We start from the raw sequence: 14779 nt of genomic DNA, 5'->3' as shown, positions 1-14779 counted from the left end.
CTTCTATGGGAATAATGACTGGCGAACACAGTTCGCCCCTACCACAATCCTGCAAAATGACCGTAGGGGCGATCTGTGATCGCCCGGTGGTCCGTTAAATTCTGTATTTTTCGGTCACGCCGCCGCCCTCGATATGCTGGTCCATGATCTCCTCCACGGCATCCTCCGTGAGGCCGCCGTACCAAGTGCCCTCGGGATAGACCACGGCGATGGGGCCGCGGCTACAGATGCCGAAGCAGCCGGTATTGTTGACCATGCAGTCCCCCGTCAGGTCACGGTCCTCGATCTCCTGCATGAATTTCTCGATGATTTTGACGCTGTCCTTCTGGTGGCAGAAGCCTTTTTGCGTGCCGTTGGTCCGGCAGCTCGTGCAGACGAAAATGTGGTATTTCGGACTGACCATTTAGCATATCTCCTTTTTTTGTTGTCCGGCGGCGGCTTTGAGCACCGCGTCCTCAATCCTGTCGTACGTTGAGATGACCTCGATCCCAAGGCTCTGGAGCTTCCGCGCCGGCGCGTCCCCGATCCTCAGAGCGAGAACATAGCCGCAGTCGGAAACGGCGGAGAGGATGGAGTCCATCGCCGGCTTTTTGTCTTCAAAGCAGTCTTCCTTGCCGTTGCAGTAGTTTTTGACGAGGCGCTTTTCGATGAACCTGACGGCGGCCCCGTCGGACTCGTAGATGTAAAACTCACGGGCGTGGCCAAAGTGCTGGTCGACAAGGCTTCCGCTCTTGGACGCCACGGCATACTTTTTCGTTTTTGTCACGCTCCTGGCACCGGCGGATTTGCACGGGCTCCTGAAGCTGAGCGACTGATCCTCGTCCAGCGTGCCGACGGCGTCGGCGCGGCACTGCCGGCAGTGGTACATCTGCCGGAGCTCCGGCGCGCATTTTTCCCGGATGGCCATGATCTCCCTGTTGCTGACGAGCTCCAGATTCTCGAAGGCGGAGCCCTTTACCGGGATCAGCTGCATGATGTTCGAGATATAGGCGCCCAGCTCCTTGACCTTTTTGACGACCTCCTCGATATGCGTGTCGTTGATGCCGCGGAGCAGCACGGTATTCACCTTGCAAATGATGCCGCGGCTCGTCAGGTACCTCAAGCCGGACAGCTGGTTGGCCAGCAGGATGGACGCTGCCGCAAGGCCAGTAAATCGTGTGCCCATGTAATCGATGTGCTTATAGATTTTTGCCCCGATTTCCGGGTCCACGGCGTTGACGGTGACCGTGATATGGGATACGCCCAGGTCGATGAGCTCCTGTGCGTAAAGCGGCAGCAGCAAGCCGTTGGTGGACAGGCAGAAAGTGACGTCGGGGTCCAGCGCGCGGATGCGCCGGAGCGTTTCCCGGGTTTCATCGAAATTCGCCAGCGCGTCGCCGGGGCCGGCGATGCCGACGACCGAGAGATTGGGGATTTTACTCTTGGCGGCAACGTACCGTTCCACGGCTTCTTCCGGCGCGAGCACGCTGGTGGTGACGCCGGGCCGGCTCTCGTTGGGACAGTCGTATTTCCGCACGCAGTAGTTGCACTGGATGTTGCACTTCGGGGCGATGGGCAGGTGAATCCTGGCATATTTCCCGCCGGAGCAGTTGAAGCACGGGTGCGTCTCCGTCTTTTTCAGCATATCGGGGATACTGGGGATATCCTGGGCGGGGGCCACGGGCGCCGCCTGCTGTTCCTTGTCGAAATAGCGGTCGTACAGCTCTTCCCGGAAGCCCTCCTCCTTCTTGGCGAGAAGATCGTTGGCAACCTGGTCCAGGATGTTCAGAGAGCCCTCGTAGCAGAGCGTTTTGATCCGCTGCCCGCCGACTCTGTCATGGATCGGGAAGGCGCAGCGCACAATGTCCACGCCCAGCCGCCGCGCCGTCCGGCGGCCGTCGGAGCTGCCGATCATGAGATTGACGCCGAGCGCTTTGGCGTGGTTCTCCAAAAGGTCAAAGTCACAGTCGTCCAGGACGACGCCACCCTCCGTGAGCGCCCTATCCGCGGCACGGCGGACCTCGTCCTCCAGCGCTGCTTTCAGTGCCGGGCAGACGGAGCCTGTGGCGGCAATGACGGGCACGGTGCCGTTTTCGCAGCAGAGCCGCGTCATGGAATACACGAAGTCCGGTTCGCCGAAGATCGCCGCGCGCCCGTCGGCGCAGTATTTATGGTTGTCGATCATCGCGTCGATATACCGGCCGCGCTCGGTGACGAGCGCCTCGGGCCGGGCACCGCCCAGAGCCGCGAGCGTGTCAATAAAGGCGTCTGTGTCCCGGATGCCCACCGGCAGCGCCATTTTTGTCAGCGGCACGCCATAACGCTCCTCCAGATATTTGCCGGGTGAGAACTTGTCGCCGTTAAAGAGCGACAGCTCTATGGTATGCCGGGCGCCGGCCATTTTGGAGATATCCGCAAGCGACGTTCCCCCGCCCTTGAGCCGTTCATAGCGTTCCACGTGCACGCCGTCCAGATTCTCCGACAGGTCGGGCAGGAGCACGTATTTCAGCCCCATGCTGTCCAGCAGGTTTTTGAGGAGCCGGCAGTCGGCGGGTGAGAGCATGGGCGTGACGATATTCATATACCCGTTCGGCGTGGGGTCCATGTCGGCCTGTGAGACGACGGACCATAAGGCCCTGTTAAAGCCCTCGTACTGGGTGCCGCCGTAGCCGGCGGAGGCTACGCTCACGATCTTGACGGTGCTCTCCGGGTGCGTGTCGTAAAACTCCCTGATGATCGCCGGGACGTCCTCGCCGATTGTTTCGGCCAGGCATGTGGTGGCCACGCCGATGATCTGCGGGTTATAGAGCTTGATGAGATTTTCAAGGCCCTTCAGGAGATTCTCCCGGCCGCCGAAGACGGTGCCGTGCTCGGTGAGAGAGGAGGAGGCGATGTCGACGGGTTCGTTGTAGTGTGTGGCCATGTGCCTTCTGATATAAGTGGCGCACCCCTGCGAGCCGTGCAGGATCGACATGCAGTTTTTGATACCGGCAAAAGCGCTGACGGCTCCCATCGGCATGCACATTTTACAGGGGTTGACATTGAGACTCTTAAGATTTGCGCCCATAAAAAGACCTCCTTGCTAACGGCAATACTCCCAAACCGGGCTGTTGATGGATAAATTGACTTCTCTGGTGAAGTTCCTGATGCCCTCGAAGCCGGCCAGCGCGTGCTTGCGCTCATGGTTGTGGTCGCAGAACGCGATGCCCAGCTTATAGGCCAGGGGGCGCTCCTTGACGCCGCCGACGAGGATATTCGCGCCTTTTTCCAGCATGAACTCCTCCAGCTCCGAGGGGTTGGCGTCGTCGAGGATGACGGTGTTTTCGTTGACCAGATGCTCGATGATTTCGTAATCCTCTTCCTTGCCGGTCTGCGTCCCGACGACGACCGTCTCGATGCCCATCTCGTTAAACTGCTTGATCAGCGAGATGGCCTTGAATCCGCCGCCCACATAGATGGCGGCCTTTTTGCCCTCAAATTTGGGGCGGTACGCCTGAAGGAAGGCCTCGGCGGCCTCCGCCTCTTCCGTCGTGAAGGCCACGGCCTTGCGCACCGCCGCCTCGTCGCCCAGCGCCTGGGCGATGCGGATGAGGGAGTTTGTCGTGTCCTCCGCGCCGAAAAAGCTGACCTTGATAAACGGGATGCCCAGCTCCTCCTCCATCCGCGTGGCAAGGTACGTGGACGAGCCGGCGCACTGCACGATATTGAGCTGCGCCGACGGCATCCGGAGCAAAGATTCGCAGCTGGCGTCGCCGGTGACGGTGGAGACGACGGGGATGCCGAGCTTTTTCATGTAGCTTTTGATGATCCACATCTCGCCGGCCAGGTTAAAGTCGCCGAGGATGTTGATGCCTTTGACCTTCGGGATATTCTTATAGGGTTCGACAAGCTGCATGATGGCGTCGCAGGCCAGCTTGTAGCCCTGGGACTTCGTGCCGGAAAAGCCCGAGGCCTTCACCGGGATGACCCGGATGCCGTGCTTTTCCTCCGCCCGTCGGCAGACGGCGTCGATATCGTCGCCGATGACGCCCACGATGCAGGTGCCGTAGACGAAGATGAGCTTTGCCGATTCCTGTGCCACCAGCTCGTCGATGGCGGCCTCCAGCTTTTTCTCCCCGCCGAAGATGACGTCCGTCTCCCGGAGATCGGTGGAGTAGCTGGTGCGGAACGTGTCCGAGCCGCTGGTGAGGCTGCCCCGGATATCCCAGGTGTAGGAAGCGCAGCCGATGGGGCCGTGAATGATATGATACGCGTCGGTGATCGGATTCAGGACGACCCGCGCGCCGCTGAACATGCAGGCCCGCTGGCTGACGGCGCCCGAGACGCTGGACTTGCCGCAGCTGATGCCCGAGCCGTCTCCCCGGCAAAAAGAGGCCTTGTCGATAATTGATTTCTTTCGCTCTTCCAAAATGCTTTGCCTTCTGACCATGTTTCCGGCCTCCTTCTTGAAAAACAGTATTTTTATGCGTTGAGGCATGGGGTAAAGCCCCATGCCTTTATGGTGCCGGCGGATGCCGCAGGGGATAATTCCCGCCGGGCTCCGCCCTTCGAAATAGATTTGATGCAGGGGCGATCCGCGAATCGCCCGATGGGCACGCCCGGTATGCCGCGCCTCGGGGGGTACTGAGACGCGCCGGAATATCGCGCCCGACGGGGAAGGGGACGGCGGGCGATTCGTGCATCGCCCCTGCGCGGGGATTTACATGACCACTTCCAAATCCTCGTCGGCGCAATCGGCGTCCTGGCGGTCCATGAGGGTGTTGGTGATGTGCTCCACCATGCGGATCATGCCGGTATAGCCGACAAGCGGGAGGTAGGAGTGGACATACCGGTCCAGGACCGGGAAGCCGGCGCGCACCAGCGGGATGTTCTCCGCCTTGGCGATGGCCTTGCCGTAGCTGCCCCCCAAAAGCAGGTCGACCGGTTCGTTTTTGATAAGCTGATGCAGCTCGAACAGGTCCGTGTTGGCCTTGACGACGGCGTCCGTCTCACCGTACCGCTCCAGGAGCGCACGCACCTCGCGGGTGAATTCCTCCTTTGGGGTGCCGGTAATGACGTATTTCGGGAGCATGCCCATTTCCAGGCAGAGGGCCGTCAGGCCGACGACGGTATCCGGATCGCCGTAGATGGCGACGGTTTTCCGGTGGGTGTACTGGTTGGAGTCCAGGAGAATGTCGATAAGCTGGCCGCGCTGCTCCTCAAGCTCGCGGGGAACCTCGGCTTTCGAGATCCGGGAGAGCTCCATGATATAGCGGTCGGTGGCCTCTACGCCGATGGGCAGGGGCAGCAGCGTATAGGGAACCTTGAATTTCTTTTTCATCAGCTCGGCCGGCTCGATGCTGGTGATGGAGCCGAGCGCCAGAATCTCGCCGCAGTCGCCAAGACCCGCGATTTCCGGCACGGTTGTGCCGCCGTCGGGATACATCTCAAAGCGGCCGGTCATCGGGGCGTCCATCACGCCGCTGGTGTCTGGGAACATGGTGAAGGGGACGTTCATCAGCGTCGCCAGGCGCTTGAGCTCCCGCATGTCGCCCGGGTTGACGAAGCCGGGGAAGATGGCTGTTTTGCCGTTAGGTGTGCCGGACTTTTTCGTCAGGTAATTGATAAAGCCGCACATCATGTTAAAAAAGCCGTTGATGTGGGAGCCGACGTAGCTTGGCGTGTTAGTATGCACGACAAGCTTTCCCTCCGGAATGTCCATGTCCATGATGTAGGAGTTCAGGTCGTCCCCGATCGTCTCGGACAGGCACGTCGTGTGGATGGCGATGATGTCGGGATCGTAGATGTCAAACACGTTCTTGACGGCTGTTTTGACGTTGCTGCCCCCGCCGAAAACAGACGCGCCCTCTGTGAAGGAGCTGGTGGAGGCGACCGCGGGCTCTTTAAAGTGGCGGGAGAGATACATCCTGTGGAAGGATGCGCAGCCCTGGCTGCCGTGGCTGTGCGGCATGCACTTATGAACGCCCAGCGCTGCATACATCGCGCCCACCGGCTGGCAGGTCTTGCAGGGATTGATACGGAGCGCGGTGCGTTCCGTAATTTTTTTCGGTGTCAGGTCAAGCATTATGAGTCACCTCCGACTGTGCCGACGAGTGTGGACTGCGTTTTCCAGGGCGGCACCACAAAGGCCCAGGCGTTTGTATATATCGCCATGGCGACGTCTCTGGCAAAATTGACCGCGCCCTTGAAGCCCGCATACGGCCCGGAGTAATCGTACGAGTGCATCTGTCTTGAAGGCGTGCCGCCTTTTTGGATGATGTATTTGTCCTTGATGCCCGAGAGGAAAATATCGGGTTTCATGAGCTTGATAAGCATTTCCGTCTCCGCGTGGTTAAAGTCGTCGATGACGACGTAGCCGTCCTTCATCTCACGGATCATGCCGGCGTAGTTATCCAGCGGGATATCGCGGCGCAGCGCTTCGATCTCGGATTCCGTAAACTTGGGGCTGTACTTCTCGGGGTCCGGTTCGATCGTAAGGTTTTCGATGTTTTTGCTGTCGGCGTCCTCTTTGATCGTCGGGATGACCTCGCGGCCTTCATAGTCGTCCCGATGGGCGAACTCATAGCCGGCGATAATGGTCTCCACGCCGAAGTCCCGCAGCAGCGCCTGGTAGTGATGGGAGCGCGAGCCGCCCGCGAAAACCCCGGCTTTCTTTCCTTTAAGCTTGCTTTTGTAGTATTCGACCTCGTCAAAAATGGCGGCCAGCTCATCCTGGATGACTTCCTCGGTTCTCTCGGTGAGCTCAGGATCGTTGAAGTATTTGGCCATGTCCCGGAGCGACTGGATCGTGGCGCCGATGCCGACGAAATTCACCTTCAGCCAATCCGTGCCGTATTTTGTTTTCATCATTTCGGCCACATAGTTGATGGAACGGTGGCACATGACGAGGTTGAGGTCGGCCAGATGGGCGTTTTTCATCGTCTCGTAAGAGCCGTCGCCGGTGAAGATCGTAACGATTTCATAGCCGATCCTTTTCAGGACGCGCTCTTCCTCCCAGCCGTCTCCGCCGATGTTGTATTCCCCCAGGATGTTGATGGAATGCTTTGCCTTCGGCCTTTTGTCGCCGGTGCCGATGATATATTTCATGAGCCCATTGTTGGCGATGTGATGGCCGGCCGACTGGGATACGCCCTTATAGCCCTCGCAGGAGAAGCCGATGCATTTGATGCCGTACTTTTCCTCGGTGCGTCTGGCCACGGCGTGAACGTCGTCGCCGATGAGGCCGATAGGGCAGGTCGAGCAGATCATGATGCACTCGGGCTTGAAAATCTCCATGGCCTCGCTGATTGCCTTCTCCAGCTTTTTCTCGCCGCCAAAGACGATGTCGGGTTCCTGCATGTCGGTTGAAAAGCAGTAGGGGATATAGTTCTGGCCGCCCTTTTCGGACGCCGCCTTATTGCGCCGCGTGCCCCAGGTATAGAAACCGCAGCCGATGGGGCCGTGGGTGATGACAAGGCAGTCCTTCATGGGGCCTACGACAACGCCTTTGCAGCCGGCGTAGCAGCAGCCGCGGTTCGTGATGATGCCCGGCACCGTCCTGGTATTGGCCGTGATCTCCTGGCCGCTGGGGGCGTTTTCAATCTGGATGACGTGATCTTTCCTGTTCTTATAGACACGGGAGGAGTACTTATCCAGCATTCTCGTTCTTTCATTCATGGTAAATCACCTTCCTAATAGGCGTCCTTCGTCGATTCCCCGGTCCGGACGGTGTAAGCCTCCATGATCGGGAGAATGAAAATTTTGCCGTCGCCGGGGTTGCCGGTCTGATTCGTTTCGATGATGATCCTAACGACCTCGCCGACCTGACCGTCGTCGACCATGATGGTAAAGAGCCTCTTGGCAATCAGCCGGTGTGACTCCGTCAGGTGCTCGCCGACGGGATTCATCGGGGTTTCTCCGGTTTCCAAAAGTGACTGCACTACCGCCATGTCAACGCTTTTCTTGCCTCTGCCCAGGCACTTCCGGCAGGAGAAGGCCGGGAAGCCGGCGCCGGCCAGGGCGGTTTTCGTGGGGTTAACCATATTCATGCGGATAATCGCCATGACTTCTTTCATATCGACGCCTCCTTACAGGCCCGCTTTGCCGGTGCTGACCGTATAGGCCTCCTCAACAGGAGAGATGAAGATGCGTCCGTCGCCGAAGGTGCCGGCCCCGGTTTTGGCGTACCGCAGGATGACCCGGATGATGTCGTCCTTATCCTCGTCGTTGCAGACGATCATGAGCATTTCTTTCGGAATTTCGTCGTAGTGAATTTCGCCGACGGTGATGCCCTTCTGCTTGCCGCGGCCGTAGACGTCCATCTTTGTCAGGGCAGGGAAGCCGGCGGCCACAAGCTCCGACATGACGAGGCCTGTTTTTTCCGGCCGGATGATTGCTCTGATCAGTAACATGTCAATTCTCCTTTACTTAATTGTTGGGATCAGATGTCGAGAATGCCGTGTTCCATAAGAATCTGCTCGAGGCGCTCCTGCTTTAGGGGTTTCGGAACGACGAACATGTCGTTGCCATCTATTTTGTTGGCCAGCGCGCGGTATTCGTTGGCCTGATTGCATTCCGGGTCATACTCAATAACGGTTTTTTTATTGATTTCAGCGCGCTGTACCATATTGTCGCGGGGGACGAAGTGGATCATCTGGGTACCCAGCTCCTTGGCGAACGCTTCGACCAGCTCGGCCTCGCCGTCGACCTTACGGGAATTGCAGATGAGGCCGCCCAGCCGGACGCCGCCGGTGTTGGCGAATTTGGTGATGCCTTTGGAGATGTTGTTGGCCGCGTACATCGCCATCATTTCACCCGAGCAGACGATGTAGATCTCCCGGGCCTTGCCCTCGCGGATCGGCATCGCAAAGCCGCCGCACACAACGTCGCCGAGAACGTCGTAAAACACATAGTCCAGATCATCCTCATAGGCGCCAAGCCGTTCCAGCAGGTTGATCGAGGTGATGATACCGCGCCCGGCGCAGCCGACGCCCGGTTCCGGTCCGCCTGATTCAACGCATTTGATTCCGGCGTACCCGGGCTTCAAAACCAGATCCAGCTCGATGTCGTCGCCCTCTTCCCGCAGAGTGTCGAGCACCGTCTGCTGGGCCAAGCCTCCGAGGATCAGCCGCGTTGAATCCGCTTTCGGATCGCAGCCGACGATCATGATTTTCTTGCCCATTTCGCCGAGGCCGGCGTTGAGGTTCTGCGTGGTGGTTGATTTGCCGATACCGCCTTTTCCGTATATAGCAACCTGTCTCATAGATTTGCCCTCCATATCCTTGAAATTTTTAAAGGGGCCCGCGCAGCGATGCTGTGCGAACCCCTTTGTCCTCGGGTAGTTTTGAAATTGTATTTTCAGTATAGCGATAAGCGCCCGGCGCGGCAATACACCAGATTTTGAAAAATGCGAACACCGGAGAGGACTTTTTTATGTAACATTTACAGAAATGCGCCGCTCCGATGCAAAACACGGCGTTTTAGTTGACAGTTAGGCACCGCATTAATACAATATGAATTAAGGCACATATCAAATTTCAAAACAGAGGAGGAGCGATGCTCTTTGGCTACCAAAATTGCAGTATTCATACAGAACGGATTCAAGACTGATTCGGAGGCAACGATGCTGCGCGTTATCGTTTTTGAACAAAACGACACGTCGTGGAATGAAATGGATTGTTTTTATGTAAACATGCCGCCGGACGCTGCCATAGGGTCCGTCAGGAGAGACCTCGCTGCGCTGATGGATCGCCTTGCCGGCTGCCGGATCGCCGCCGGATCGACTTTCTCGGGCGTTTTGTACAGAGAGCTGGACAGCCGCGGCTTTTCAATTTTTGAGGTCAGCGATTTTACCCCCGGCACGCTGGACGGCATTCTCCGCGACCTTGAAGACGCGGACGCAGCGGATGGGGCGGCGGAGACACCCGCCCGGCCCGTCGAAACGGAAACGCCGGGCGTGTATCGGCTGGATCTCATAAGGCTTCAGGAGGTCCACCCGGAGGTGACGTCGAAGCGGGCGCTCCTGGAATTTTTGGAGACGACGCCGTTTTATGAGCTCAGGCTGGCCTGCACGCACGTACCGCCCTGGATTGAGAACGGCCCCTATGAGATTGTGAGCGGCCAGGAGGGCGAGACGATTGTCGCCACGGTTCGGAAAAAACAGTGCTGAGGAGGATGAGATAATGACGACAGGCACGATTCAAACGCCGTATGGCGTGTTCAGCGGCGTGGTATCGCAGGCGCATTACCCAGACGGCAGGTTCCAGGGCCTCCGGCTGGAAGACCGGAACGTGATACTCACCCACGCCGGGGAGCTCGTCCCCTTTTATGGTGAGGAGACGCTCCGGCGCAAAAGCAAAGCCTCCGTGACCTTTCACGAAAACGGGATGATCAAGGCCGTGGCCCTGGAGGAGCAGCAGGAGGTGATGACGCCCATCGGCGAGCTCCCGGCGGAGCTGATCACCTTTTATGATACCGGAGAGGTGCACCGCGTTTTCCCGCTGGACGGACACCTCAGCGGCTTCTGGTCGGAGGAGGACGAGCGGGAGCTCAATATCCCCCTTTCATTCGACCTGGGCTTTACGTCTTTTACGGCGATGCTCTCCTGCATCTGCTTTTACAAAAGCGGACAGATCAAAAGCGTGACCCTGTTTCCGGGGGAGGAGATCGACGCCGCCCTGCGCGGGTTCGGGCAGATAAAAGCCCGGCACGGCTTCTCGCTCTATGACACGGGAGAGCTTGAGTCGATTGAGCCGGCGGAGCCAGTACGGCTGCAGACGCCGGCCGGGCTGCTGACGGCCTATGACCCGAGCGCCACCGGCATCAGCGCCGATTCAAACTCTCTGGTGTTCGATAAGGAGGGCAGGCTCGCCGGCCTCAAAACGGCCGGGGAACGTATCCTCGCCAAAGCGGCGGGGGGCGCGTTCCACAGCTTTTCGCCGGCGGTGCTCTGTGCCGACGACGCGTGCTCAAGCGTCAGCCTGCCGATAAATATCCGCTTTCAGCATGACAGCGAGGCGGTGATCATATCGGACGATCAATCGGCCGCGCTTTTCAGCTTTCACGACGACTTTTTCATCCATCCCGCCGACAGGCCGAACTGCAGCCCCGCCGACTGCGCCAGCTGCAGCCTGTGCAAAAAATGATGACCGCCGGAAGGCGGCCCTTACAGCTTGAAATGGCGCCGCGTAAAAGGCGCCATTTAGTTGCAAATTATTCAGGCTTTAAAGCTCCTTTTATTTTTGAAAAGATTTTGCTTTCTGAAATAAACAGCCCTGTTAATGTAAGCAGGGTACCGAACACGGCGGCGCCGGTTATTTTCTCCTGCAAAACAATAACCGAAGTGACAACCGTTATCACCGGGACCAGATAAATGTAACCGCTGGTTTTTACCGCGCCCAATACTTTAACGGCAGAATTCCACGTTACGAAGCAAAGCGCGGATGCCCCTAATCCTAAAAACAGGATATTAAACAGATTGACCGGCTGCGTCAGAGCACTGAGGTTGGGTTTAAAATCAAATATAAATAAGGCGGGTATCATAAAAATCAAGCCATAAAAGAATATCCTCCGCGTGGCCTGAATGGTGTTATAGTGAAAGCCGCTGATTTTCTTTGTCAGGACAGAATAGGCCGCCCATACAACGGCAGCCAGGACCGCCAGTATATCCCCCAGCGGATTGAGCTGCGGACGACGGCTTCCGTTATAGCTCATCAGAAAAATCCCAATGACGGCAACAATAAAGCCTATAAAGAACTGCAGCTTCAATTTCTCTCCATTTAAAAACAGGTGAGCAAATATAGCGGTGAAAAACGGAGCGACAGAAATAATAACGCCCACGTTGGAGGCAAGGGTATAAGTCAAGGCAATATTTTCGAGCAGATAGTACAGGGTAATGCCGCATAAGCCGGCGGCGGCAAAGTACAGCTCCTGTTTACGCTCGTTCACTTTGAGCCTGTGAGGATAAATAAGCAGCAATACAATAAAGCCTATCGTAAATCGTAAAAACAATATCTCAATGGGGGAAAAGGCTCTCAGGAGTATCTTTGTCGATATGAAGGTCGTCCCCCAAATAAAGATCGTAATAAACGCGAATAAATGCCCGGTAAGCTCCTTTTTCCTGTCCACCATGAAAATCCTTTCTATACGAGGGTTCAGCTGTGCGTATCCCTGAAAATATTCAAATACTGCTTTGGCGTCAGCCCGATAAATTTCTTAAAGAAATTGGAAAAGTGACTTTGGTCGCTAAACCCTGTCCGTAAGGCCGCGGCAATGGGCAGCACGCCCCGTTCCAGCAGCTTTTTTGCCTTATCAACCCTTATCGTTTCTAAATAGCTGTACGGCGAGATGCCCTTTTGCTTTGTAAAAGAGCGCAGCAAATAATACTTGCTCAATCCGGTCAGCTTGCATAGGTCGTCCAAGGCAATGCTTTCTGTGTAGTGCTCTTCTAAATATTTACAAACGGCCCTTACCTCCGCGCTTTGCGGTAGGTCTGCTGTCAATACTTCCTGATTCGTATGTTCTTCGAGCAGCTGCTCTAAAAGGAAAAAGAAGATTTCTTCTTTTCTAAAATCTTTTTCTTCGTTCATAATCATTTGATGCAGGTCCTTCAGCAAAGAAACCAGCTCGCTGTGAAAAATCCCCTGCAGTGTAAAATAGGGCAGATACGCTTCCCCCGTGATCTCAAAGACGGCTTTGCGCATAGTATCCGGCTGGATATTGATGCAGCAATAATCCAGCGCTTCGCCGTCGATTTGCTCGCAGGCATGATTATCGCGGGGATTAAATAACAGCAGGTCTCCCGGCTCGACGGTGTATTTCCTGTTCTTGCAGTATAAATACCGCCGGCCTTTTTCAATAAACCCAATGACATAATACGCATGAAAATGATTGGGGAATTTCTGCATAATGCCTTGAAAATGATATGCTTCAACGTTCAATTCGGCATCATATTTTACAGTTCTTATTTCCGGCTCCGTAAGCGCGCCCTCCTTTCCGGACATTCAGCGTATCACAGGCGGCGGCAGTATTCTTGTATGATGTTGCCCTCTGACTTCTCAGCAAAGAAAAACAAGGCATCGCGCCATTTGAACGACACCTTGTTTTCGGATATCGCATAACTTTATTTGGCGTTTGAATGGCAAAGCTCCCTGACGCGGAGGTGCAGGTCCGCGTACGAGGACTCCGAGGAGAGCAGGACGAGATAATCCCCGGGAGCGATCACCGTGTTTTGACCGGGGACAATGTCCTTGCTGCCGCGGTGGATATTCACGATCAGCGTGCCCTCCGGCAGGTCGATATCCCCGATCCTTTTGCCGGCGGCCGCGCAGCCCAGCTCAACGGGGATTTCCACCAGGCCGCCGACCTTGTCGTTTTTGATCGTGTCCTCATTGGTTTCGATGATCCGCTCCAAAAGCGCCTCATAGATGGGCGTCACCTTCAAAAAGTCGGAGACGAACAGCGCGACAAAGGAACAGGCGGCCACCGGCAGCAGATGGACGAGGGACCCCGTCATCTCCGCCGTCAAAAGGATGCTGGTAATCGGCGCTTTGACGGAGCCGGACAGCGCCCCCGCCATCCCGCAGACGGCAAAATCGGCGATATACGCCGGCGGCAGTCCCAAATGCGTGCACGCCATGCCGAAAAGGCTGCCGGAGAGCGCGCCCACGGAGAGAATCGGCATGAAGATGCCGCCCGGAATACCGCTGCCGAAGCTGGTGCAGGTAAACACGAGTTTGGTGACGGCGAAAACGAGAAGAATAACGGCGCCGCTGCTGACGTTTTCGGCAATGTTGATGAGGTTGGCGCCGCCCCCCAGGATCTGAGGGAGAAAGAGCCCGCAGGGCAGCGTTAAAAGCAGGGCCGCTGCCGGCCCCATAAAGCGGGGCAGCCTGCGGTATAAAAGCTGAAATCGGAGCAGCGATTTGTTGAGCAGCGCGCCCACGAGCCCGGCCAGGATGCCCAAGGGGATCAGCCAGAAATACTGCGCCTCCGGCAGCTGCGGCACCGTCCTGAAATCCAGCACGGGCGTCAGGCCGAAGAAGTATTTGGAGACCACGTCGGCCGTCAGGGAGGCTGTTGTGGCCGCGATCAGAATCAGGGGCGAAAAGCTCCGGTGCACTTCCTCCAGGGCAAAAACGATGCCGGACAGGGGGGCGTTGAACGCGGCGGCAAGCCCTGCGGCCGCGCCGCCCGTGATGAGGTAATTTTCCTCCAGCTTATTCCGGCTGATCTTTTTCGCCACGGCCTGGCCGCCCGAGGCGCCGATCTGGATAGAGGGGCCTTCCCGCCCGAGGGATACGCCGAAAAGGGAGGACATGAGGCCCGCAATAAACCGGACGGCGAGGATGGAATACCACTTCAGCCGCAGCCCGTAAAGGACCTGCCCCTCGACCTGGGGTATGCCGCTCCCGGACGCCATCGGTTCCTTTTTGACGAGCCAGGCGATGAATAACCCCAGGCCCACGGCCGCCCCGACCCAGGGAACGATCGCCAGAGGGTGCAGCCTTAAATAAGAAAATATCCTGACTGAGGACGCATACCCGTATTCGATACCCAGCCGGTACAGCACGACAAGGAGCCCCGAGATCAGACCTACCAAGATGCCCTTGACCGCGCCGCTCCACTTGAGCTGGTTTAATTCTGAGAGTATTTCATGTACTTTGGACTTAATCACGAGTAAGCCTCCCAAATAAAGGTCATAAGGTTATTGTATCATCATGCCGCCGCGTACACAAAATTCCGATTGCATAAATATATACGGTAAAAGCGCCACATTGTTATCGGAACAGCTAAAAATACGCCATAAATAAGTCCGAGGCTC

The 14779-nt window shown here is 56.9% G+C and carries 13 protein-coding genes; 2 read left to right on the top strand and 11 right to left on the bottom strand.

What is annotated here, in order from left to right; translation table 11 throughout:
• Window positions 1-94 precede the first annotated feature (94 nt).
• The 8 genes from BUB60_RS09225 to nifH form a co-directional block, all read right to left on the bottom strand.
• Window positions 95-403: a 2Fe-2S ferredoxin gene (locus BUB60_RS09225; RefSeq protein WP_073078023.1), complete on the bottom strand. Its 309-nt coding sequence runs from the start codon at window positions 401-403 to the stop codon at window positions 95-97.
• Window positions 404-3046, bottom strand: a complete 2643-nt coding sequence (gene nifB, locus BUB60_RS09220; RefSeq protein ID WP_073078021.1) for a nitrogenase cofactor biosynthesis protein NifB — start codon at window positions 3044-3046, stop codon at window positions 404-406.
• A 15-nt stretch (window positions 3047-3061) separates the two neighbouring features.
• Entirely contained in the window at window positions 3062-4408 is a 1347-nt protein-coding gene (nifE, locus tag BUB60_RS09215; RefSeq protein ID WP_073078019.1) for a nitrogenase iron-molybdenum cofactor biosynthesis protein NifE, read from the bottom strand.
• 270 nt (window positions 4409-4678) lie between these two features.
• A complete protein-coding gene (locus BUB60_RS09210) occupies window positions 4679-6043 on the bottom strand; it encodes a nitrogenase component 1 (RefSeq protein WP_073078017.1) in 1365 nt (454 codons plus the stop codon).
• Window positions 6043-7635, bottom strand: a complete 1593-nt coding sequence (locus BUB60_RS09205; RefSeq protein WP_073078014.1) for a nitrogenase component I subunit alpha — start codon at window positions 7633-7635, stop codon at window positions 6043-6045. Before BUB60_RS09205 ends, BUB60_RS09210 begins: the two co-directional genes overlap by 1 nt.
• Before the next feature lie 14 nt (window positions 7636-7649).
• A complete protein-coding gene (locus BUB60_RS09200; protein ID WP_073078012.1) occupies window positions 7650-8033 on the bottom strand; it encodes a P-II family nitrogen regulator in 384 nt (127 codons plus the stop codon).
• Window positions 8034-8045: 12 nt separating this feature from the next.
• Window positions 8046-8369, bottom strand: a complete 324-nt coding sequence (locus tag BUB60_RS09195; RefSeq protein WP_073078010.1) for a P-II family nitrogen regulator — start codon at window positions 8367-8369, stop codon at window positions 8046-8048.
• Window positions 8370-8398: 29 nt separating this feature from the next.
• A complete protein-coding gene (gene nifH, locus BUB60_RS09190) occupies window positions 8399-9220 on the bottom strand; it encodes a nitrogenase iron protein (RefSeq protein WP_073078008.1) in 822 nt (273 codons plus the stop codon).
• Between the two features lie 300 nt (window positions 9221-9520).
• Between nifH and BUB60_RS09185 the strand changes: the two genes are divergently transcribed.
• Window positions 9521-10126: a Fe-only nitrogenase accessory AnfO family protein gene (locus BUB60_RS09185; RefSeq protein ID WP_073078006.1), complete on the top strand. Its 606-nt coding sequence runs from the start codon at window positions 9521-9523 to the stop codon at window positions 10124-10126.
• A 13-nt stretch (window positions 10127-10139) separates the two neighbouring features.
• A complete protein-coding gene (locus tag BUB60_RS09180; RefSeq protein WP_073078004.1) occupies window positions 10140-11102 on the top strand; it encodes a hypothetical protein in 963 nt (320 codons plus the stop codon).
• Between the two features lie 67 nt (window positions 11103-11169).
• Here the strand turns inward: BUB60_RS09180 and BUB60_RS09175 are convergent, their stop codons facing one another.
• The 3 genes from BUB60_RS09175 to BUB60_RS09165 form a co-directional block, all read right to left on the bottom strand.
• Window positions 11170-12084, bottom strand: coding sequence for a DMT family transporter (locus BUB60_RS09175; protein ID WP_073078151.1), 915 nt, complete (start codon window positions 12082-12084; stop codon window positions 11170-11172).
• Between the two features lie 26 nt (window positions 12085-12110).
• Window positions 12111-12959 carry an AraC family ligand binding domain-containing protein gene (locus tag BUB60_RS09170; RefSeq protein ID WP_073078002.1) on the bottom strand — a complete coding sequence of 283 codons (849 nt, stop codon included), beginning with the start codon at window positions 12957-12959 and terminating at the stop codon, window positions 12111-12113.
• A gap of 119 nt (window positions 12960-13078) precedes the next feature.
• Window positions 13079-14632, bottom strand: a complete 1554-nt coding sequence (locus BUB60_RS09165) for a ClC family H(+)/Cl(-) exchange transporter (RefSeq protein ID WP_073078000.1) — start codon at window positions 14630-14632, stop codon at window positions 13079-13081.
• Window positions 14633-14779 lie beyond the last annotated feature (147 nt).

It is taken from the genome of Sporobacter termitidis DSM 10068 (genome assembly GCF_900130065.1).
In the GTDB taxonomy this organism is placed as follows: Bacteria; Bacillota; Clostridia; order Oscillospirales; family Oscillospiraceae; genus Sporobacter; species Sporobacter termitidis.
This window is presented reverse-complemented; position numbering and strand designations above follow the sequence as displayed.